The organism is Streptomyces profundus (assembly GCF_020740535.1).
Lineage (GTDB): Bacteria > Actinomycetota > Actinomycetes > Streptomycetales > Streptomycetaceae > Streptomyces > Streptomyces profundus.
Window position 1 is genome coordinate 4,211,282 of record NZ_CP082362.1, and the last position, 20,152, is coordinate 4,231,433.

Consider the following 20,152-nt stretch of genomic DNA (forward strand, 5'->3'; position numbering starts at 1 on the left):
GTCAGGCCGGCGGCTGGGGGATCAGCCCTTCCTCCTCGGCCGGGGCGTCCTGGCGGAGCCACGGGGTGTCGGCGTCGGCGAGCACCAGCTGTTCGGTGTCCCAGGTGCCGTAGCGCGGGTTGACCTCGACCCCGACCTCGTCGGCGGTCGCCGACAGGGCCTGGGCCAACAGCTGGTTGCCCTCGGGGCCGGCCGGCAGGCCCAGCCGGGTGGCGAGGCCCTGGAAGAGCAACTGCCGACGCAGCACCTCGTTGATCTGCTCCTCGCCGGTCAGCGGCAGGCCGACCGTGCCGTTGATCGCGCTCAGCTCCAACTCCTCGGCGCTGCCCAACGATGCCTCGACCAGGTTCCGTTCCTGCTGGACCTGGGCCGTGGTCACCTCGACGCCGTGCGACGCGGCGGTCTGCTCCAGCAGCTCCTGGTACACCAGGAAGTCCACCGTGTCCCGGGTCAACCCGGCACTTGAGGCGAGCAGTTGGTCCCCGTTGGGCTGCTCGCGCTGGGCCTCGCGCACGGTCTCGACGCGGGCCTGCACGCTGGAGACGGTGATGCGTTCGTCGCCCACCACGGCCGCGGCGCCCGGGTGGGACCCGGTGGAGCAGCCGGCGAGCAGCGGGGCGGCGAGGAGCAGGGCTGCGGAGGAAACCGCTAGTGCGGAGGTGCGGCGCTTCACTGGGGCACTCCCGTGGACGAGCCATTGGGTCGGTCGATCTTACGCGGCCCGATCCTATGCAGCGTGGGCGACCCTGACCACCGTCGGATCCGTTTCTCCCCCACGGGCACGGCCCTCGACCCCCCGCCGCCGGGCCGAACGCGCGGCCGGCGTCTGCCGCGCCGGCGCCGTGCACTCCGTGTCCCCTACGCCCCTTGGACGGTCCCTTAGGGGAACCCTGCCACTTCTCACTGACCCAGAGTTCATCCCGGGGGCTGATAAGGGGGAGTCGCCGCAGACTCTAGTCTCTAGGGAGTCGAACGGGAATCAGACAGATATCCGCGCAGAGCAAGGAGAAACACGTGACGACGGCTGTAGTCAATCCGGCGACCGGGGGCAGCGGGGGGCACTCGGCCGTAGCCGCGCGAGCTGAGAACGTTGTCAAAGCCTATGGCGAGGGCGAGACGCGGGTGGCGGCGTTGGACGGGGTGAGTGTGGATGTGGAGCGGGGGGTGTTCACGGCGATCATGGGTCCTTCGGGGTCCGGTAAGTCGACGTTGATGCACTGTCTGGCCGGGTTGGACACGGTGACCAGCGGCCGGATCTGGGTCGGGGACAGTGAGATCACCGGTCTGAAGGACAAGAAGCTGACCCAGTTGCGGCGGGACCACATCGGGTTCATCTTCCAGGCGTTCAACCTGCTGCCCACCCTGAACGCCATCGAGAACATCACGCTCCCGATGGACATAGCGGGCCGCAAGCCCGATCGCGAGTGGCTGGATCGTGTCGTCGCCACCGTCGGTCTGGGCGAGCGTCTCAAGCACCGTCCCAACCAGCTCTCCGGCGGACAGCAGCAGCGCGTGGCCGTCGCCCGCGCCCTCGCGGCCCGACCCGACATCATCTTCGGCGACGAGCCCACCGGAAACCTCGACTCCCGCGCCGGCGCCGAAGTCCTCGACTTCCTGCGCCGCTCCGTCGACGACCTCGGTCAGACCATCGTCATGGTCACCCACGACCCCGTCGCCGCCGCCTACGCCAACCGCATCATCTTCCTCGCCGACGGCCAGGTCGTCGACGAGATGCGCGACCCCACCGCCGACCGCGTCCTCGACCGCATGCGCAACTTCGACGGACAGGGACGCACCTCGTGACCGTCCTCAAGACCTCACTCCGCAGCTTCTACGCGCACAAATGGCGCATGGTCCTCTCGGCCATGGCCATCGTCCTCTCCGTGGCCTTCGTCTGCGGAACGCTGGTCTTCACGGCCACCATGAACAACACGTTCACCAAGCTCTTCGACGTCAGCGCCTCCAACGTGGCCGTCAGCCACGAGGACGCCGACGAGTTCTCCGCCCCGGGCATGGGCACCGGCAAGCCGGACACCATCCCCGGCGAGCTCCAGGAGCAGCTGGCCGACCTGCCGGGCGTGGAGCACGTCAACGGCTCGATCGTCTCGCTGTCGGCCATGGCCATCGACCAGGACAACGAGAGCATCAGCCCGACCTCGGGCGCGCCGACGATCACGTCCAACTGGAGCGTGATCGACGAGCGGATGATGACCGTCACCGAGGGTGCGCCGCCCGAGGGCGGCCAGGTCATGGTCGACGCCGACACCGCCGACTCGGCGGACCTCGCCGTCGGTGACTCGCTGCGGCTGCTCAGCGCCTTCGGCGACTTTCCGCTGACCATCAGCGGCATCGCCAAGTTCGACACCACCAACCCGGGTGCCGCGCTGCTCTACCTGGACACGGAGAGCGCCCGCGAGTACCTGCTCGACGGCGACGCGGATCTGACCAACATCTACGTCGACTCCGACGGCACCGTCACCGACGAGCAGCTGAAGGCGAGCGTCGCCGCGCTGATCGGCGAGGACGGCTACAAGATCCAGACCGCCGAGGAGTACGTCGAGGACAACAAGGACGCGATCGGCGAGGCGCTGTCGATCTTCGAGTACGTGCTGCTCGGCTTCGCCGGCATCGCGCTGCTCGTCGGGATCTTCCTGATCGTCAACACCTTCTCGATGCTGGTCGCCCAGCGCACCCGCGAGATCGGCCTGATGCGGGCCATCGGCACCAGCCGCCGGCAGGTCAACCGATCCGTGCTGATCGAAGCCCTGCTGCTCGGCACGGTCGCCTCGCTGATCGGCTTCGGCGTCGGCATCGGGCTGGCCGTCGGGCTGATGTCGATCATGAGCGCGGTCGGCATGAAGCTGAGCACGGACGATCTCACCATCGACGCCTCGGTGCCGATCATCGGTGTGATCCTGGGTATCGCGGTCACCCTGATCGCCGCCTACATACCGGCGCGCAGGGCGTCCAGGATCAGCCCGATGGCCGCGCTCCGCGACGCCGGCCTGCCGGGCGACGCCCGCGCCGGCCGGGTGCGGGCCCTGCTGGGCGGCGTGCTGACGGTGGCCGGCCTCGGCTTCCTCGCGCTCACCGCCACGGCGAACGAGGCATCCGCCGGCGCCGGCTTCCTGGCGCTGGGCGTGCTCTTCAGCCTGATCGGCCTGGTCATCGTCGGTCCGTCCCTGGTCGGCCTGGTGGTGCGGGGCATCAGCGCCGTGCTGCTGCGCGGCTTCGGCTCGGTCGGCCGGCTCGCCGAACGCAACGCGCTGCGCAACCCGCGCCGCACTGGCGCCACCGCCTCCGCGCTGATGATCGGCCTCGCGCTGGTCGCCGGCCTGTCGGTGATCGGCTCATCCATGGTCGCCTCGGCTCGCGACCAGATCGACTCGTCACTCGGCTCCGACTACGTCGTCACCACCAGCATGTTCAGCGAGATCGTGCCCGAGGTGACGGCCGCCATCGAGGATGTGCCCGGCCTCGACCACATCAGCGAGTTCCGCATGGTCGACCTCGATGTGACGCTGCCGTCCGGCGACGTCCTTGAGCTCGACACCGTCGCCGCGGTCTCCGAGACCTATGACCGCGATGTGACCATGGAGACCCTGGAGGGCGACCTCTCGTCGGCCCTCGCCCCCGGTGCCATCGCGGTGAGCGAGTCGCACGCCGAGGATGAGGGCATCGCCTTCGGCGACGAGCTGCTGGTCGCCTTCGACGGCGGCGGCGAGACCACGCTGACGGTGGCGGCGATCATCGCCGACAGCGACATGCTCGGCGGCTGGCACTTCGGCGAGCAGACGCTGTTCGACCACGCCGACCAGGTCCCGCTCCCGGTGACCCTCTACATCAGCGCCGTCGACGGCCAGCAGGACGCCGCCCGCGCCGCCCTGGACGCGGCCGTCGAGCCGTACCCCCAGATGGAGGTCCGCGACCAGGCCGAGTTCAAGGACCTGATCGAGAGCCAGGTCGGCATGCTGCTCAACATGGTCTACGGCCTGCTGGCGCTGGCGATCATCGTGGCCGTGCTGGGTGTGGTGAACACCCTGGCGCTCTCGGTGGTGGAACGCACCAGGGAGATCGGCCTGATGCGGGCCATCGGTCTCTCCCGCCGCCAGCTGCGCCGGATGATTCGCCTGGAATCCGTGGTCATCGCCCTCTTCGGGGCGCTACTCGGCCTGGGCCTCGGCCTCGCCTGGGGCGCGGCCGGCCAGCAGCTGCTGGCCATGGAGGGCATGGAGTCGTTCGAGATCCCGTGGGGCACCATCATCGGTGTCTTCATCGGCTCCGCGGTGGTCGGCCTGCTGGCCGCCCTGCTGCCGGCCTTCCGCGCCGGCCGGATGAACGTGCTGAACGCCATCGCCACCGAGTGACCCTCGGGCCGCGACGGCCACCCACCCCCTCGGGGCCGCGACCCAGCCGGGTCGCGGCCCCGAGCCGTACGTTCCTTGCCTCCAAGGCAAGTAATTTGCCTCAGAGGGAAGAGGCGTGGCTCAATCGTGGGTATGCCCCCTGGCTCCTCCGGCTTCCCCGACCCCTCGGCCTCCGCTTCGGTCGCCGCGCGTGAGCTGCCCGTCATCTCGCCCCGGCTGCGGGAACTGCGCCGCCACGCCGGGCTGACCCTGGAGGCCGCGGCCCAGAGGGCGCAGCTGTCGCCCGCGCACCTCTCCCGACTGGAGACGGGCCATCGGCAGCCGTCGCTCCCCGTGCTGCTCGGCCTCGCCCGGATCTACGGCACCACCGTCTCCGGCCTGCTCGGCGAGACCGCCGCCCTTCCCGACCCCGTCATCCGCGCCGGCGAGGCGGTGCCCCAGGAGGTCGGCGGCTGGTCCTACCGGCAGGCCGGCGCCCCCGGCCGCGCCATGCACGCGCTGCGCGTGAGCGTCCCGGCCGGCGGCGGCCAGAGCGACCTGGTCCGGGTGCACCCGGGCGAGGAGTGGCTGCACGTCCTGTCCGGCCGACTGCTGCTCTCCCTCGGCGACTTCGAGCACACCCTCGACGCGGGGGACAGCGCCCACTTCGACTCCCTGACCCCGCACCGCATCCGTGCCGCCACCGCCCGGGGCGCCGAACTGCTCTTCGTGCACACGCTGCTGCGCAGCGCCGACGCCGAACTGTGCCTGGGCGAACCCCGCCACTGAGCCGCCCGAACCTGTTCGAAGGAGAACCCGGTCATGCCAGACATGCGCAAGGACACCATTCCCCGGGGCCTGTGGATCCGGGTCCTCCTCTACGGCCTCGTGGGCCATATCCTCGCGGGCTTCCTCGTTCTCCTCTTCACCGTCGGCAAGTAGCCGCCACACGGGGAAGGGCGCGGTCAGATGCCCGGCCCATAGCCGGGATCCGGGTGCTGGCGCGGTGACCACCACTCCAGGGCACCCCACAGCCCGAGGCCGAGCGCCGCGAGGGCGACGACCAGAGCGACCGAAGGCCGCGACCCGAGCCGGCAGGCCAGCGCCCAGGCGAGCGCGGGAAAGAGCGCGCAGGCGAGCACGACGAGCGGCACGCTCAGATCACGGGCGTGGTGCTCGAAACCGCCGTCCAGACTGAACGCGGCGCGCGGCCCCGCCAACAGCGCCGACGACACCGCCCCCACCCCGGCCAGGGCCAACCCCACACCGCGGGAGCGCTCCGCGACCGTACCCATGAGCCCTCCCAACACCGCCCTACCCGAACACCCGGTAGACGCCGACCAGCCACCCCCCGGTTCTCTTCCCCCTGCGCCAGCCCCCCCACCGCGACCCGACCGGGCGAAACCCACGCGTCGAGCCACAACACGCTCAACGGCCGCGCTTCCACCCCGCTCCGCGTCAACGGCCCGGCCAGGCCGCGGCCCGCGCTCGGTCCGCTCACGCCGGTCCGGCGTGAGGACGCCGCGCGGTGGGTGGTGTGCTTTCGGTCCGTCTGTGCCTGTGGGGCGCGGAGCGGTCCCGGCCGAAGCCCGCGTTTGGTCCGTTCAGGCCGGTCGGGCGTGGGGACGCCGCGCGGTGGGTGGTGTGCTTTCGGTCCGTCTGTGCCTGTGGGGCGCGGAGCGCTCCCGGCTGGGGCCCGTGTTTGGTTCGTTCAGGCCGGTCGGGCGTGGGGACGCCGCGCGGTGGGTGGTGTGCTTTCGGTCCGTCTGTGCCTGTGGGGCGCGGAGCGGTCCCGGCCGGGGCCCGCGTTTGGTCCGTTCACGCCGGTCGGGCGTGAGGACGCCGTTCACGCCGGTCCGGCGTGGGGACGCCGCGCGGTGGGTGGTGTGCTTTCGGTCCGTCTGTGCCTGTGGGGCGCGGAGCGGTCCCGGCTGGAGCCCGTGTTTGGTTCGTTCAGGCCGGTCCGGCGTGAGGACGCCGCGCGGTGGGTGGTGTGCTTTCGGTCCGTCTGTGCCTGTGGGGCGCGGAGCGCTCCCGGCCGGGGCCTGCGTTTGGTCCGTTCACGCCGGTCGGGCGTGAGGGCATCGCGCGGTGGGTGGTGTGCTTTCGGTCCGTCTGAGCCTGCGGGGCGCGGAGCGCTGCCGGCCGGGGCCCGCGCTCGGTCCGTTCAGGCCGGTCCGGCGTGAGGACGCCGTTCACGCCCGTCCGGCGTCAGGACGCCGTGGATTCGCGGATGATCAGGGTCGGCTGGCGTACTTTCGGGGCCTCCGCGCCAGCGGACTCCGCGGAACCGTTCAGGATGGCGAACATCGTGGCCGCCGCCGCGCGGCCAAGTTGGCTGAGGTCCTGGGCGATGGTGGTCAGCCGGGGGTGGACCAACTCCCCTATGGGCAGGTCGTCGTAGCCGATGACGGAGAGGTCGCGGGGCACCTCGAAGCCCAGCCGGCGCGCCTCGCTCATGCCGGCCACGGCCATCGTGTCGTTGGCGAAGAGCACCGCCGTCGGCCGGCGTTCCGGCTCCGCTCCGGAGAGCAGTTCCCGCACCGCCCGTACCGCCGCGTCCGCGGTGAAGTCCGAGACCATGATCCGGGCCGGCCGCAACCCCCGTTCGGCCAGGGCGGATTCGAAGACCCGGCGGCGGAATACGGTGTGCACCCGGTCTTCTGGGCCCGAGACATAGGCGACGCGGCGGTGGCCGAGGTCCGCCAGGTGGTCGACGGCCGCCCTGATCCCGGCGTCCTGTTCGCCGCCGGATCGGACGGAGGGGACGGGGTCGTCGCGCCAGGGCGTGCCGACGAGCACCGCCGGCAGTTGGAGCTGGCGGAGCAGCTCGAACCTGCCGTCGCCGACCCGGCTCTCGGTGAGGATCACCCCGTCGACCCGCCGTTCCTCGGCCAGCCGGCGGTAGGCCCGCTCCTCCGCGCCCGGCTCCTCGCCGACGATATGCAGCAGCAAACCGTAGTCCGCCGGGGCGAGTTCGCTCTCGATGCCGGAGATCAGCACCGAGAAGTGCGGGTCGGTGGCCAGGACGTCGGCCGACCGGCCGGCGACCATGCCGATGGCCTTGGTCCGCGCGCCGCGCAGGGCCACCGCCGTGGCGGACGGCGACCAACGCAGCTTGTCCGCCGCGTCCAGCACCCGTTGCCGGGTGGGCGCCGAGATCCCGGGCCGGTTGTTGACCACCTTGGAGACGGCCGAGACCGAGACGCCGGCCAGGGCCGCCACATCGGCGATCGTCGGCTTGTCGGACCTTCGCCCGCGTCCGGGGTTCTTCTGTGCCGCCAAGTGCTGGACCTGACCCATCGGGAGAACGTTACGAGAAAACGTTGCACGGACTGAGGAGTACCGCATGGTAGCGCGGCAAGTCCGCTCACTCAATCTCTCGACAGCCAACTAGTAAAACGATATACCTGAGGGGCCACACAGCGGCCCCGAGCAGAGGAACCAGGCGATGAGGCGCAACGCGGCCAAGCTCCGCACCACCCCGCAGACCACCAGCGTGCCCAGCGGCGGCCAGCCATCCGTCGGCCGGGAAGGCGGCCAGGAAGGCGGTCAGGAGGAAGGCGAGGCCACCATCTGGATCGGCGTGAACTACTGGTCCCGCACCGGCGGCCCGCTGATGTGGCGGGACTACCGCCCCGAGGTGGTGGACGAGGAGTTGAAGGTGATGCGGGAGCACGGCATCACGCTGACCCGCTCGTTCTTCTTCTGGCCCGACTTCATGCCGGCCGAGAACACCCTCGACCCCGAGATGCTGGCCCACTACGACGATTTCCTGGACCGGCACCAGGCCCAGGGGATGCACACCATCCCCACCTTCATCGTCGGTCACATGTCGGGGCAGAACTGGGACCCGGTCTGGCGCGGTGGGCGCGACATCTTCGGCGACGCCTCGTTCGTCGCGCAACAGGAGTGGTACGTCCGCGAGTTGACCCAGCGCTGGAAGGACCACCCGGCGGTCGCCGGCTGGCTGCTCACCAACGAGATCCCGATCTACGGCGACTGGCGGTCCCGTGGCATCGGCACCCTGGACGCCACCACCGTCACGGCCTGGGCGAAGACCCTGGTGAACGCCATCAGGGGGACGGGGGCCCGGCAGCCGGTCTCCATCGGCGACGGCGCCTGGGGCGTGGAGATGACCGGTGCCGACAACGGTTTCCGGGTGCGCGATCTGGAGCCGCTGATCGACTTCCACGGCCCGCATGTCTACCGGATGGAGACGGACCCGGTGCGCCAGCACCTGGGCGCCGCCTTCGTCTGCGAGCTGCTGGACATCGGCGGAAAGCCGGTGATCATGGAGGAGTTCGGCGTGACCTCGGACTATGTCTCCGAGGAGAACGCCGCACACTACTACCGGCAGATCCTGCACAACACCCTGCTGGCCGGTGCCACCGGCTGGATGCCCTGGAACAACACGGACTACGACGCCCTCTGGGACCAGGAACCGTACAGCCACCATCCCTTCGAGATGCATTTCGGCATCACCGACGAGGCGGGGCGTCCCAAGGAGCAGCTGCGTGAGGTCAAGCGGTTCACCGAGCTGCTGGCCCGGGTCGACTTCGGCCGGCTGCACCGCCAGGACACCCGGGTGGCGCTCGTCGTCTCCTCGTTCCTGGAGAAGATGTACCCGTTCACGCAGCCCGAGGACGCCAGCAGTGTGCTGAACCACACCCGGCAGGCGTATGTCGCCGCCCGCGAGGCGGACCTGCCGGTCGGCGTGGCCCGCGAGGCGGACGGGCTGCCGGACGACTGCTCGCTCTATCTGCTGCCCTCGGCCAAGCAGCTGACCGCCGGCGGCTGGCGTCATCTGGTCCGGCGCGCGGAGGCGGGCGCCACCGTCTACGCCTCCTTCTTCACCGGTGAGCACGGCGTGCAACGCGGCCCGTGGTGGCCGAAGTTGGACGAGACCTTCGGCGTGGTCAAGAAGCTGCGCTACGGCCTGACCGAGCCCATCGAGGACGAGGAGCTGGTCCTCACCTTCCAGCGCGACTTCGGCACCATCAGGGCCGGCGAGCGGCTGACGTTCACCGTCGCCGGCACCGAGAACTCGCGCTCCTATCTGCCGGTCGAGCCGGACGGCGCCGAGGTGGTGGCCACCGACGCGCACGGCCGTCCCGCACTGCTGCGCCGTCGCCACGGCGCCGGTCAACTGGTGCTGTCCACCTACCCGGTCGAGCACATGGCGGCGGTCACGCCCCGGGTCAACCCGGAGCCCACCTGGCGGCTCTACGCGGCGTTGGCAGCCGAGGCCGGGGTGGTACCCGAGGTGTCGGTGGACGATCCCCGGGTGTTGGTGGCGCGGATGGTGCACGAGGAGGGACGGTCCTATGTGTGGTTCGTCAGCCAGCACGCGGCACCGCTCAGCGTCACGCCCACCATGGTCGCCGGCTCCCTGCGGGACCTTGAGGGCGAGAAACTGACCACGATCGAACTGCCGACCTATGGTGTGGTGATAGCCGAACTCGGGGAAGTCGACGACCGTGCGACGAGCTGAGCAGGGCAACCGGAGGATTGGGAAGGCGCGAAACCATGCAGACAACCGAGCGGTCGCCGCTGCGGATCGAGTCGGCCGAGACCATCGTCACCAGCCCGGGGCGCAACTTCGTCACGTTGCGGATCACCACGGCTGACGGGTTGACGGGGCTCGGTGACGCCACCCTCAACGGGCGTGAACTGGCCGTGGAGAGCTATCTCCGTGACCATGTCGCTCCGTTGTTGATCGGTCGCGACGCGGGCCGGATCGAGGACACCTGGCAGTACCTCTACCGTGGCGCCTACTGGCGACGCGGCCCCGTCACCATGGCCGCCATCGCCGCCGTGGACATGGCCCTGTGGGACATCAAGGCCAAGGCGGCGGGGATGCCGCTCTACCAACTCCTCGGCGGCGCCTCGCGAACCGGCGCGCTCGCCTACGGCCACGCCTCGGGGCGGGACATACCCGAGCTGTTCGACTCCATCAGGGCGCACCTCGACGAGGGGTTCCGCGCCATCCGGATCCAGACGGGCATCCCCGGCCTGGACTCCGTCTACGGGGTGGCGACCTCCACGGCCGGCGACGGGGAGCGCTACGACTACGAGCCCGCGCGCCGCACCGCGCTCCCCGTCCAGGAGGCCTGGGACACCCGGGCCTATCTGCGCCATCTGCCGACCGTCTTCGAGGCGGTACGCAACGAGTTCGGCCCCGAGCTGCCGCTGCTGCACGACGGCCACCACCGGATGACGCCGATCCAGGCCGCCAAGCTGGGCAAGGCCCTGGAGCCCTATGACCTGTTCTGGCTGGAGGACGCCACCCCCGGCGAGGACCAGGCCGCGCTGCGGCTGATCCGCCAGCACACCACCACCCCGTTGGCGATCGGCGAGGTCTTCAACTCCGTTCACGACTACACCACGTTGCTCAGCGAGCGGCTGATCGACTATGTGCGCTCCGCCGTCACCCACACGGGCGGCATCACGGCCATGAAGAAGCTGCTGGACCTGGCGGCGGTGTACGGCGCCAAGTCCGGTATCCACGGGCCGACGGACATCTCGCCGGTCGGCATGGCGGCGGCGCTCCATCTGGACATCGCCATCCACAACTTCGGCATCCAGGAGTACATGCGCCACGACCCGCGCACCCTTGAGGTCTTCCGCACCTCCTACACCTTTGTCGACGGGCTGCTGCACCCGGGCGAGAACCCCGGCCTGGGCGTGGAATTGGACGACGAGGCGGCGGCGGGCTTCCCCTACGCGCCCGCCTATCTGCCGGTGAACCGACTGCTCGACGGAACCGTTCACGACTGGTAGCCGTTCTGCGGTGCCCGCGGTGGGGCCGGTGGTCGAGCGCGACCGCCGGCCCCACCGTGCTGGGGGCAACACCCTTGACGGGGCAGGGTAGTTAGGTGAGGCTAACCTACCTCCGACAGGAAGAGGTTTCCCATGGCGGACGTCAAGGGCGGCGAGGAGCGCCGGACGGTGATGCGGCTGGTCTTCGGCACCATGGTCGCCGGCACCGTGGGCGCCGCGGCCCGGCTGGGCGTGGTGGACGCGCTGGGCGACGAGGAACGCGCCGTCGAGGCGCTGGCCGCCGACTGCGCGGTCCAACCCCGCTCCCTGCTGCGACTGTTGCGTGCCATGGCGGGCCTGGAGCTGGTCGAGGAGGTGCGGCCAGGGGTCTTCCGGGCGACGCCCACCGGGCGGGTGCTGGCGGCCGACCACCCCGGCTCGTTCAAGACGATCGCCACCGTCTTCACCGACCCGCTGATGGTCCGCTCCTGGGAGCGCCTCGCCGACAGCGTGCGCACCGGCGAGCCCGCGTTCGAGCAGGTCTTCGGCAAGGGCTTCTTCGAGTACCTGGAGGAACGCCCGGAGCTTTCGGCGGCCTTCAACGCCTCCATGAGCGAGGGCACCCGCACGACCGCCGCCGTGCTGCCGGGCGCCTATGACTTCGCCCGCTTCCACACGGTGGTGGATGTGGGCGGCGGCGACGGCACCCTGCTCGCCGAGGTGCTCCGCGCCCACCCGACCCTGCGGGGCGTCGTCCACGACACCCCGCGCGGGCTGGCGCAGGCGGCGGCGACGATGGAGCGGGCCGGAGTGGGGAGCCGCTTCTCGGCGGTGACCGGCGACTTCTTCGCCTCGGTGCCCGAGGGGGGTGACCTCTATCTGCTCAAGAGCGTCCTCCACGACTGGGACGACGACCGCTCCGCCACCCTGCTCGGCAACTGCCGGAAGGTGCTGCCGTCCGACGGCCGGGTGCTGCTTGTCGAGCCCGTGCTGCCGCCCATCGCACAGCCGGGTGGGGCCGGGTGGTATCTGAGCGACCTCAACATGCTGGTCAACCTCGGGGGGATGGAGCGCACCCGCGAGGACTTCGAGGCGCTGCTCGCCCGAGCCGGCTTCCGGCTCTCCAGCCTGGCCCAACTCCCGCCGCCCAGCACCTTCTCCCTGATCGAGGCCGCACCCGTGGCGGGGTGAGAGCGCGTCGGCGCCCGGGCCACGCCGCCACCGGCCCGGGGAGCCGGGGGCGGCGCCGGTCGAAGACCGGCATCCCCCCGCCCCCGGGGCGACGGACCCGCGGGGCAGGTAACGTTGAGTGCCGTGGTTGTGACGGGACGCGCAACCTGGGCTCGACATGGGAGTGGGATGGGCGTCGCTGGGGACGACTGCGGGGGGCCGCACCGGCAGTGTCAGGCATGCAACGGACAGCGCGTGGAGATCCGCGAGACGCTGTATATCGCGGAGTCGGGGCAGGCCCAGGGGGTGGCCGCCCCGCACGGCTGTTGGCACTGCTGCGGACGCGGCTTCTACTGCGCCGCCGCCGCGCGCTGCGTGTTCCCCCGGGCCTGGTAGGCCGGCCAACGGGCCGCCGGCCGGCCGCGTCAGCGGTGCGGCGCGCCGCCCAGGACATGTTCCTGACCCCAGTCGCCGAGCGGCGCCAGCGCCGCGTTGAGGCTCTGGCCCAGGGCCGTGAGCGAGTAGACCACATGCGGGGGCACCTCGCCCCGATCCTCGCGATGGATGATGCCGTCGGCCTCCAACTCCCGCAGATGGGAGGCGAGAACCTTCTCCGTGACGCCCGGGATGGCGCGTCGCAGCTCGCCGAACCGGCAGGGCCGCTCGTCCAGGGCCCAGAGGATCAGCACCTTCCACTTGCCGCCGATGACATCCATCGCGGCATCGATGCCGCAGGAGTACCGGGGGCGCGGTGTGGTCGTCAAGGACAGCCCTCCTAGCTGCTCGCTCACCTGGGGGTAAGCACCCACTCCGAAGTGCGTACTTGTTCATTCTCCTGGCCAGGACAAGCCTGAGTGCCATGACGAACAGTGCCACGAACCGTTTCATTTCCCCATCCCCCTCCGCTGCCGACGCGGACCGCTCGGATTCCCCCGCCGCGTCTCCCGGCTCCCTCTCCCTGCTGGGCCTCGGCGCCATGGGCACCGCGCTCGGGCGGGCCTGGCTGCGCGCCGGGCACCCGCTGACCGTGTGGAACAGGACGCCCGCGCGAGCCGAGGCGCTGGCCGCCGAGGGCGCCGTCGTCGTGGCCAGCGCCGCCGAGGCGGTCGAGGCCAACGACCTCGTGGTCCTCTGCCTGTTGGACGACGCCTCCGTGAGCGAGACGCTGGCGGGCGCCGACCTGGTCGGCCGCGATCTGGTGAACCTCACCACCGGCACGCCGGCCGAGGGGCGCGCCCGCGCCGCGTGGGCCCAGGAGCGGCAGGCCCGTTTCCTGGACGGCGGCATCATGGCGATCCCGCCGATGATCGGGGTGCCGGAGTCCGGCGGCTATGTCTTCTACAGCGGCTCCGCCGACCTCTTCGAGGCCCACCGGGCGACGCTCACCGCGCCGACCGGCGCGCGCTATGTCGGATCGGACGCCGGCTTCGCCGCGCTCCACGATGTGGCCCTGCTGAGCGCGATGAACGGGATGTTCGCCGGGATGACCCACGCGTTCGCCCTGATCCACGGCGAGGACATCCCGGCGACGGGCTTCGCCGGATCGCTGGTGGAGTGGCTGGTGGCCATGGCGCCGGCGGCGCACGCGACGGCGAAGCAGCTGGAGAGCGGCGTATACGAGACCGAGGTGTCGGCGAATCTGGAGATGCAGTCGGTCGGCAATGCCACCCTGCTCGGCACCGCCGAGCAACAGGGCGTCAGCACCGAGCTGTTGGCCCCCTTCGCCGCCCTGATGGCGCGAGGCGTCGCCGCCGGCCAGGGCGAAGGGGACGGCGCTCAGCTCGTCGAACTGCTGCGGAGCTGATCGCTGGCTCACGGCCATCAGCCGCTACCCCGCGCCGAGTTCGGGGACGGTGAGGGAGCCGTCGGGGGAGAGCGCGAAGGCCGGGTTGTGGGCGATCTCCCACGGATGGCCGTCCGGATCGGTGAAGGAGCCGGCGTATCCGCCGTAGAAGGTGGGCGCCGCCGGGCTGGTGATCCGGGCGCCGGCCCGCTCGGCCGCGGTCAGCACCGCGTCCACCTCCGAGGAGGAGCGGACATTGTGGGCCAGGCCGATCCCACCGAACCCGCCGGCCGGCACCGGCGTGTCCGCGAGGCCGTTGTCCGCAGCCGCCTCGGCCCGGCCCCAAAGCACCAGGGCCATCCCTCCGGCCTGGAAGAAGACCGTCTCCTGCGTCTCCTGGCCGCGCCAACCGAGGCTCTCGTAGAACGAACGGGCGCGGGCCACATCGGCCACGCCCAGGGTGATCAGACTGAGTCGCTGTTCCATGCCGAGAAGATTACCCTGAGCTACTGACAGTGGCTTTGGGTGACGGAGTGCATGGCTGATCCCATGGCCTCGAATGTCACTCCGGCACGGCGGCCGGGCCCCCGTCCGCCGGGGCCCCCGCCCGCGCCGCCTTACCGGTCCGCCCGGCGCGGAAGACCCGAACCGACGGTCGGAGCCGTGCGGTTCGGCGACGGGGTGAGCGGTCGGTGGGCGCGGCGCGAGCGTCCGGCGCGGTCCCTCGCGGACTTCGAGCCGGGGGGACGGACCGTTACCGTCGGCAGGCCGCCGGCCCGGCCCGCGACGGACGGACGGGCGTCGTCGGCGCGCTCCGGGGCCCGTGCCACCGTGACGCGCCGACGCGGCCCGGGTCAGCAGCCGTTGAGGATGCCGCTCAGCGCGCTCTTCTCCGCCGAGTCGACCGAGAGCCCGTAGTAGTGCTTCACCTGCACCCACGCCCTGGCGTAGACGCAGTGGTAGGCGCCGCGCGGCGGCAGCCACTCGGCCGGGTCCCTGTCGCCCTTGGACTGGTTGACGTTGTCGGTGACCGCGAGCAGTTGCGGCCGGGTGAGGTCGTTGGCGAACGCCTCGCGGCGTGCCGTGGTCCAGGAGTCGGCGCCCGAGTCCCATGCCTCGGCCAGCGGCACCAGGTGGTCGATGTCCACGTCGGACGCGGCGGTCCAGGTGGCGCCGTCGTAGGGGGAGTACCAACTGCCGCTGGTCGCCGCGCAGCTGGGATCCGTCACGACGTTGCTGCCGTCGCGCTGGAGGATGACCTCGCGCGTGTTGCAGTTGTTGCCCTGGTTGCTCCAGTGGGGGAAGAGGTCGCGGTTGTAGCCGGTGCGGTCCTCGGTGGCGACCGTCAGTTGGGAGAGGTAGGTGCGCGCGGTTGACGCGGCGATGGGGGTGGGGAGGGCGGCCTGTGCCGAGGGGCCGGTGAACAGGGCCGCCAGGGATATCAGTCCGGTGAGCGCGGCCAACAGGGAAAGTCGGCGACGCGCGTAGACGCTGGAGGTGCGAAGCACGCGAACTCCCTTGGTGTGGGGGTGGTTTCGGCTGGGCGGATGCGTTCGGCGGCTCCCAGGGTGCTGCCTGAACGTTTCCGCACGGCATGCCACAGGTTACAAGTTGAGGGCATGGACACGTCAGGTGTTGGACGGTGGAACATCGTCACCACCGCGGGGCGGTCGCGCGCCGGGAGTGCCGGAAGTGGGGGGTGTGTGCACGAGGTGTGGAGGGCGCGCCGGGCCGTCAGGGGCGTGCGGGCGCACACTGGGACGTGGCGTCAGCCACCACACGTGGGACAGAGGAAGCCGACCGAGGAGGTCATGGAGGATGCGGGAGCCGCGCGAACACCGGTATCGGGTGGACGTCAGCTGGACGGGCAACACGGGGGAGGGGACGGCGGGGTACCGGGGGTTTCGGCGGGACCATCAGGTGGTGGTCGAGGGGAAGCCGGTGATCGAGGCCAGCGCCGATCCGGCGTTCGTCGGCGACCCGGAGCGGTGGAATCCCGAGGAACTGCTGGTGGGCTCGCTCTCCCAGTGCCACATGCTGACCTATCTGGCGCTCTGCTCCCTGAAGCGGGTCAGGGTGCTTGAGTACCGGGACGCCGCCGAGGGCACGATGCGGGAGACGGCCGGGCGCGGCGAGTTCGCCGAGGTGCGCTTGCGTCCCGTGGTGACGGTGGCCGAGCCCGGCATGATCGATCTGGCCACCGCACTGCACGAGGACGCCCACCGGGACTGCTTCATCGCCCGGTCGGTCAACTTTCCGGTGCGGCATCTGCCCACGGTCACCGTGGCCGGGAGCTGACCGTCCGGCGGCACGCGTACCCTGGAAGGTCCCCGGCCCGCGACGCGTGCCGGGTGCTTCGCGTTGCCCGCTCACCGGGATGGAACCCTCATGACCCTGCACGGCCTGCTTGACGCCGTCACCCAGGAGCCCGCCTTCGCCGAGGCGCTGACCTCGGCGGGAGACGTCGGCCACCCCGCCGTCGACCTGGTGGGGCCGCCGGCCGCCAGGCCGCTGGCCGTGGCCGCGCTGGCGCGCGCCGCCAAGCGGACCGTGCTCGCCGTGACGGCCACCGGGCGGGAGGCCGAGGACCTGGCCGCCGCGCTGCGCTCGCTGCTGCCCGAGGACGGGGTGGTCGAGTTCCCTTCCTGGGAGACGCTCCCGCACGAGCGGCTCTCGCCGCGCGCCGACACCGTCGGCCGTCGGCTGGCGGTGCTCCGCCGGCTGGCGCACCCCCGCTCGGACGATCCCGGTTCCGGGCCCGTCTCGGTCGTGGTGGCGCCGGTGCGCTCGGTGCTTCAGCCGCAGGTGGCGGGGCTCGGCGATCTGGAGCCCGTCGCCCTGCGGAACGGCCAGAGCGCCGATCTGACGGAGCTCACCGCCGCGCTGGCGGCAGCCGCCTACACCCGGGTCGAACTGGTGGAGAAGCGCGGTGAGTTCGCCGTGCGCGGCGGCATCCTCGATGTCTTCCCGCCCACCGAGGAGCATCCGCTGCGGGTGGAGTTCTGGGGCGACGAGGTCGAGGAGATTCGTTATTTCAAGGTCGCCGACCAGCGGTCCCTGGAGATCGCCGAGCACGGCCTGTGGGCGCCGCCCTGTCGTGAGCTGCTGCTCACCGACGAGGTGCGCCGGCGGGCGGCCGAGCTGGCCGTCGAACACCCCGAGCTGGACGAGCTGCTGAGCAAGATCGCCGAGGGGGTGGCGGTCGAGGGCATGGAGTCGCTGGCCCCCGTGCTGGTGGACGAGATGGAGCTGCTGCTCGACGTGTTGCCGGCCGGCAGCACGGTGCTGGTCTGCGATCCGGAGCGGGTGCGCTCGCGCGCGTCCGATCTGGTGGCCACCAGCCAGGAGTTCCTCCAGGCGTCCTGGGCCGCCGCCGCGATGGCGGACAGCGGCAGGGCGCCGATCGACGTGGGCGCGGCCAGCCTCCGTGGGATCGCCGACGTGCGCGCGCACGCCCGGGAGTTGGGCCTGCCGTGGTGGACGGTCTCACCGTTCTCGCCGGACGAGGAGCTGGACACGGACACGGTCAGGCTGGGGCTGCGCGCCCCGGAGAGCTACCGGGGGGACGTCTCCCGGGCGCTGGCCGACACCAAGGGCTGGCTGGCCGACGGCTGGCGCGTCGTCTATCTGACCGAGGCGCACGGCCCGGCCGCCCGCACCGTCGAGGTCCTCGGCGGCGAGGGCATCCCCGCCCGCCTCGACCCGGCGCTGACCGGCGAGATTGAACCGGCCGTCGTCCATGTCTCCTGTGGCGCGCTCGAACACGGCTTCCTGGTGCCGGGATCCCGGCTCGCCGTGCTGACCGAGACGGACCTCACGGGGCAGCGCGCCGCCGGCCGGGAGGGCGCGCGGATGCCGGCGCGCCGTCGCAAGGCGCTCGACCCGCTGAGCCTGGAGCCCGGCGACTACATCGTGCACGAGCAGCACGGCGTGGGCCGCTACGTGGAGATGGCGCAGCGCACCGTGCAGGGCGCCACCCGCGAGTACCTGCTGGTCGAGTACGCCCCGGCGAAGCGGGGGCAGCCGGGCGACCGGCTCTTCGTGCCGACGGACCAGCTGGACCAGGTGACCAAGTACGTCGGTGGCGAGGCCCCGACGCTGCACCGGCTCGGCGGCGCGGACTGGACCAAGACCAAGGCGCGCGCCAAGAAGGCCGTCAAGGAGATCGCGGCCGACCTGATCAAGCTCTACTCGGCGCGGATGGCGGCCCCGGGTCACGCCTTCGGCGGGGACACGCCCTGGCAGCGCGAGCTGGAGGACGCGTTCCCCTACGCCGAGACCCCCGACCAGCTGACCACCATCGGCGAGGTCAAGGAGGACATGGAGCGCTCGGTCCCGATGGACCGGCTGATCTGCGGCGACGTCGGCTACGGCAAGACGGAGATCGCGGTGCGCGCCGCGTTCAAGGCGGTGCAGGACGGCAAGCAGGTGGCGGTGCTGGTGCCCACCACGCTGCTGGTGCAGCAGCACTTCGGCACCTTCTCGGAGCGTTACGCCCAGTTCCCGGTGAACGTGCGCCCGTTGAGCCGCTTCCAGTCGGACGCGGACGCCAAGGCGACGCTGGAGAGCCTGCGGGACGGCACGGTCGACGTGGTCATCGGCACCCATCGGCTGTTCTCCTCCGAGGTCACGTTCAAGGACCTCGGCCTCGTGATCGTGGACGAGGAACAGCGGTTCGGCGTGGAGCACAAGGAGCAGCTGAAGAAGCTGCGCGCCAACGTGGACGTGCTGACGATGTCGGCGACGCCCATTCCGCGCACGCTGGAGATGGCGGTGACCGGCATCAGGGAGATGTCCACCATCACCACGCCGCCGGAGGAACGTCATCCGGTGTTGACGTTCGTCGGCCCCTACGAGGAACGGCAGATCGGCGCGGCGATCCGGCGGGAGCTGCTGCGCGAGGGGCAGGTCTTCTACATCCACAACCGGGTGGACTCGATCGACCGGGTGGCCGCCAAGCTGCGCCAGATCGTGCCGGAGGCGCGGATCGCGACGGCACACGGCCAGATGGGCGAGACCGCGCTTGAGCGGGTCGTGGTGGACTTCTGGGAGAAGAAGTTCGATGTGCTGGTGTCCACCACCATCGTCGAGTCGGGGATCGACATCTCCAACGCGAACACCCTGGTCGTCGAGCGCGGCGACACCTTCGGCCTCTCCCAGCTGCACCAGCTGCGCGGCCGGGTCGGCCGGGGTCGGGAGCGCGGCTACGCCTACTTCCTCTATCCGCCGGAGAAGCCGCTGACGGAGACCGCGCACGAGCGGCTGGCCACCATCGCGCAGCACACCGAGATGGGTGCCGGCATGTATGTGGCGATGAAGGACCTGGAGATCAGGGGCGCCGGCAACCTGCTGGGCGGCGAGCAGTCGGGGCATATCGCGGGCGTGGGCTTCGACCTCTATGTGCGCATGGTCGGCGAGGCGGTCGCGGACTACCGGGCGGCGTTGGAGGCGGGCGGCGGCGAGCCGGAGGAGGCGCCGCTCGAAGTGAAGATCGAGCTGCCGGTGGACGCGCATGTGCCGCACGAGTACGCGCCGGGGGAGCGGCTGCGGCTCCAGGCGTACCGGGCGATCGCCGCCGCCAACACCGAGGACGAGATCCGCGCCGTCCGGGAGGAGCTGGCCGACCGCTACGGCCCGCTGCCCGAGCCGGTGGAGAACCTGCTGCTGGTGGCCGGGCTGCGGATGCTGGCCAGGGCCTGCGGGGTCGGCGACATCACGCTCCAGGGCAGCAGGATCAGGTTCTCGCCCGTCGAGCTGCGGGAGTCCCAGGAGCTGCGGCTGAACCGGGTCTACCCGGGATCGGTGGTCAAGCGGGGCACCAACCAGCTGCTGGTGCCCAGGCCGACCACGGCGCGGGTCGGCGGCAAGCCGTTGACGGGGAGGGAACTGCTCGCCTGGACCGGGGAGTTCCTCACCACGATCCCGGGGAGCTGACCGCCTGACGAGGCGTACAGCGCCTGGTGGGCTCCCCCGCCAGGACTCGAACCTGGACAATGCGAGTCAAAGTCGCATGTGCTGCCGATTACACCACAGGGGAATGGTGCGTCACCGGGGCCGCCAGAGGCGGATGACGCCCGATCGACCCCCACAC

At 71.2% G+C, this 20,152-nt stretch carries 17 protein-coding genes and 1 tRNA gene; 11 read left to right on the top strand and 7 right to left on the bottom strand.

What is annotated here, in order from left to right; genetic code table 11:
• Position 1 precedes the first annotated feature (1 nt).
• Positions 2 to 673, bottom strand: a complete 672-nt coding sequence (locus tag K4G22_RS18650; RefSeq protein ID WP_228081423.1) for a SurA N-terminal domain-containing protein — start codon at positions 671 to 673, stop codon at positions 2 to 4.
• Between the two features lie 341 nt (positions 674 to 1,014).
• On the opposite strand from K4G22_RS18650, the gene K4G22_RS18655 reads away from it, so the two are divergent.
• From K4G22_RS18655 to K4G22_RS18670, 4 genes are all read left to right on the top strand, one after another.
• Positions 1,015 to 1,803, top strand: coding sequence for an ABC transporter ATP-binding protein (locus K4G22_RS18655; RefSeq protein WP_228081424.1), 789 nt, complete (start codon positions 1,015 to 1,017; stop codon positions 1,801 to 1,803).
• Positions 1,800 to 4,367, top strand: coding sequence for an ABC transporter permease (locus tag K4G22_RS18660; protein WP_228081425.1), 2,568 nt, complete (start codon positions 1,800 to 1,802; stop codon positions 4,365 to 4,367). The genes K4G22_RS18655 and K4G22_RS18660 overlap by 4 nt, the downstream gene beginning before the upstream one ends.
• Before the next feature lie 132 nt (positions 4,368 to 4,499).
• On the top strand, positions 4,500 to 5,135 hold the full coding sequence (locus K4G22_RS18665) for a helix-turn-helix domain-containing protein (RefSeq protein ID WP_228081426.1): 636 nt from the start codon (positions 4,500 to 4,502) through the stop codon (positions 5,133 to 5,135).
• A 33-nt stretch (positions 5,136 to 5,168) separates the two neighbouring features.
• On the top strand, positions 5,169 to 5,288 hold the full coding sequence (locus tag K4G22_RS18670) for a DUF6126 family protein (protein WP_228081427.1): 120 nt from the start codon (positions 5,169 to 5,171) through the stop codon (positions 5,286 to 5,288).
• A 23-nt stretch (positions 5,289 to 5,311) separates the two neighbouring features.
• Here the strand turns inward: K4G22_RS18670 and K4G22_RS18675 are convergent, their stop codons facing one another.
• Both K4G22_RS18675 and K4G22_RS18680 read right to left on the bottom strand, forming a co-directional pair.
• Positions 5,312 to 5,641 (bottom strand): hypothetical protein, encoded by a 330-nt coding sequence (locus K4G22_RS18675; protein WP_228081428.1) that lies wholly within the window; start codon positions 5,639 to 5,641, stop codon positions 5,312 to 5,314.
• Positions 5,642 to 6,557: 916 nt separating this feature from the next.
• Complete coding sequence (locus K4G22_RS18680) at positions 6,558 to 7,649, bottom strand: LacI family DNA-binding transcriptional regulator (RefSeq protein ID WP_228081429.1); 1,092 nt, start codon at positions 7,647 to 7,649, stop codon at positions 6,558 to 6,560.
• A 148-nt stretch (positions 7,650 to 7,797) separates the two neighbouring features.
• Between K4G22_RS18680 and K4G22_RS18685 the strand changes: the two genes are divergently transcribed.
• From K4G22_RS18685 to K4G22_RS18700, 4 genes are all read left to right on the top strand, one after another.
• Positions 7,798 to 9,840, top strand: coding sequence for a cellulase family glycosylhydrolase (locus tag K4G22_RS18685; protein ID WP_228081430.1), 2,043 nt, complete (start codon positions 7,798 to 7,800; stop codon positions 9,838 to 9,840).
• Between the two features lie 35 nt (positions 9,841 to 9,875).
• Complete coding sequence (manD, locus tag K4G22_RS18690) at positions 9,876 to 11,129, top strand: D-mannonate dehydratase ManD (protein ID WP_425336719.1); 1,254 nt, start codon at positions 9,876 to 9,878, stop codon at positions 11,127 to 11,129.
• A gap of 132 nt (positions 11,130 to 11,261) precedes the next feature.
• Complete coding sequence (locus tag K4G22_RS18695) at positions 11,262 to 12,299, top strand: acetylserotonin O-methyltransferase (RefSeq protein ID WP_228081431.1); 1,038 nt, start codon at positions 11,262 to 11,264, stop codon at positions 12,297 to 12,299.
• A gap of 234 nt (positions 12,300 to 12,533) precedes the next feature.
• A complete protein-coding gene (locus K4G22_RS18700) occupies positions 12,534 to 12,674 on the top strand; it encodes a hypothetical protein (protein ID WP_228081432.1) in 141 nt (46 codons plus the stop codon).
• Between the two features lie 29 nt (positions 12,675 to 12,703).
• Here the strand turns inward: K4G22_RS18700 and K4G22_RS18705 are convergent, their stop codons facing one another.
• Complete coding sequence (locus tag K4G22_RS18705; RefSeq protein WP_228084148.1) at positions 12,704 to 12,994, bottom strand: winged helix-turn-helix transcriptional regulator; 291 nt, start codon at positions 12,992 to 12,994, stop codon at positions 12,704 to 12,706.
• 260 nt (positions 12,995 to 13,254) lie between these two features.
• Here K4G22_RS18705 and K4G22_RS18710 point away from each other — a divergent pair, with 260 nt between their 5' ends.
• A complete protein-coding gene (locus tag K4G22_RS18710) occupies positions 13,255 to 14,082 on the top strand; it encodes an NAD(P)-dependent oxidoreductase (RefSeq protein ID WP_425336801.1) in 828 nt (275 codons plus the stop codon).
• A gap of 24 nt (positions 14,083 to 14,106) precedes the next feature.
• Here the strand turns inward: K4G22_RS18710 and K4G22_RS18715 are convergent, their stop codons facing one another.
• Both K4G22_RS18715 and K4G22_RS18720 read right to left on the bottom strand, forming a co-directional pair.
• The gene (locus K4G22_RS18715; protein WP_228081434.1) at positions 14,107 to 14,547 is read right to left on the bottom strand and encodes a VOC family protein; all 441 of its coding nucleotides are present in this window, start codon (positions 14,545 to 14,547) and stop codon (positions 14,107 to 14,109) included.
• Between the two features lie 368 nt (positions 14,548 to 14,915).
• Positions 14,916 to 15,569, bottom strand: coding sequence for an HNH endonuclease family protein (locus tag K4G22_RS18720; RefSeq protein ID WP_228081435.1), 654 nt, complete (start codon positions 15,567 to 15,569; stop codon positions 14,916 to 14,918).
• Between the two features lie 310 nt (positions 15,570 to 15,879).
• Here K4G22_RS18720 and K4G22_RS18725 point away from each other — a divergent pair, with 310 nt between their 5' ends.
• Positions 15,880 to 16,359, top strand: coding sequence for an OsmC family protein (locus K4G22_RS18725; protein WP_228081436.1), 480 nt, complete (start codon positions 15,880 to 15,882; stop codon positions 16,357 to 16,359).
• Positions 16,360 to 16,449: 90 nt separating this feature from the next.
• On the top strand, positions 16,450 to 19,995 hold the full coding sequence (gene mfd / locus K4G22_RS18730) for a transcription-repair coupling factor (protein ID WP_228081437.1): 3,546 nt from the start codon (positions 16,450 to 16,452) through the stop codon (positions 19,993 to 19,995).
• A gap of 31 nt (positions 19,996 to 20,026) precedes the next feature.
• On the opposite strand, the gene K4G22_RS18735 is transcribed toward mfd, so the two are convergent.
• Positions 20,027 to 20,098, bottom strand: a tRNA-Gln gene (locus tag K4G22_RS18735).
• Between the last annotated feature and the right edge of the window lie 54 nt (positions 20,099 to 20,152).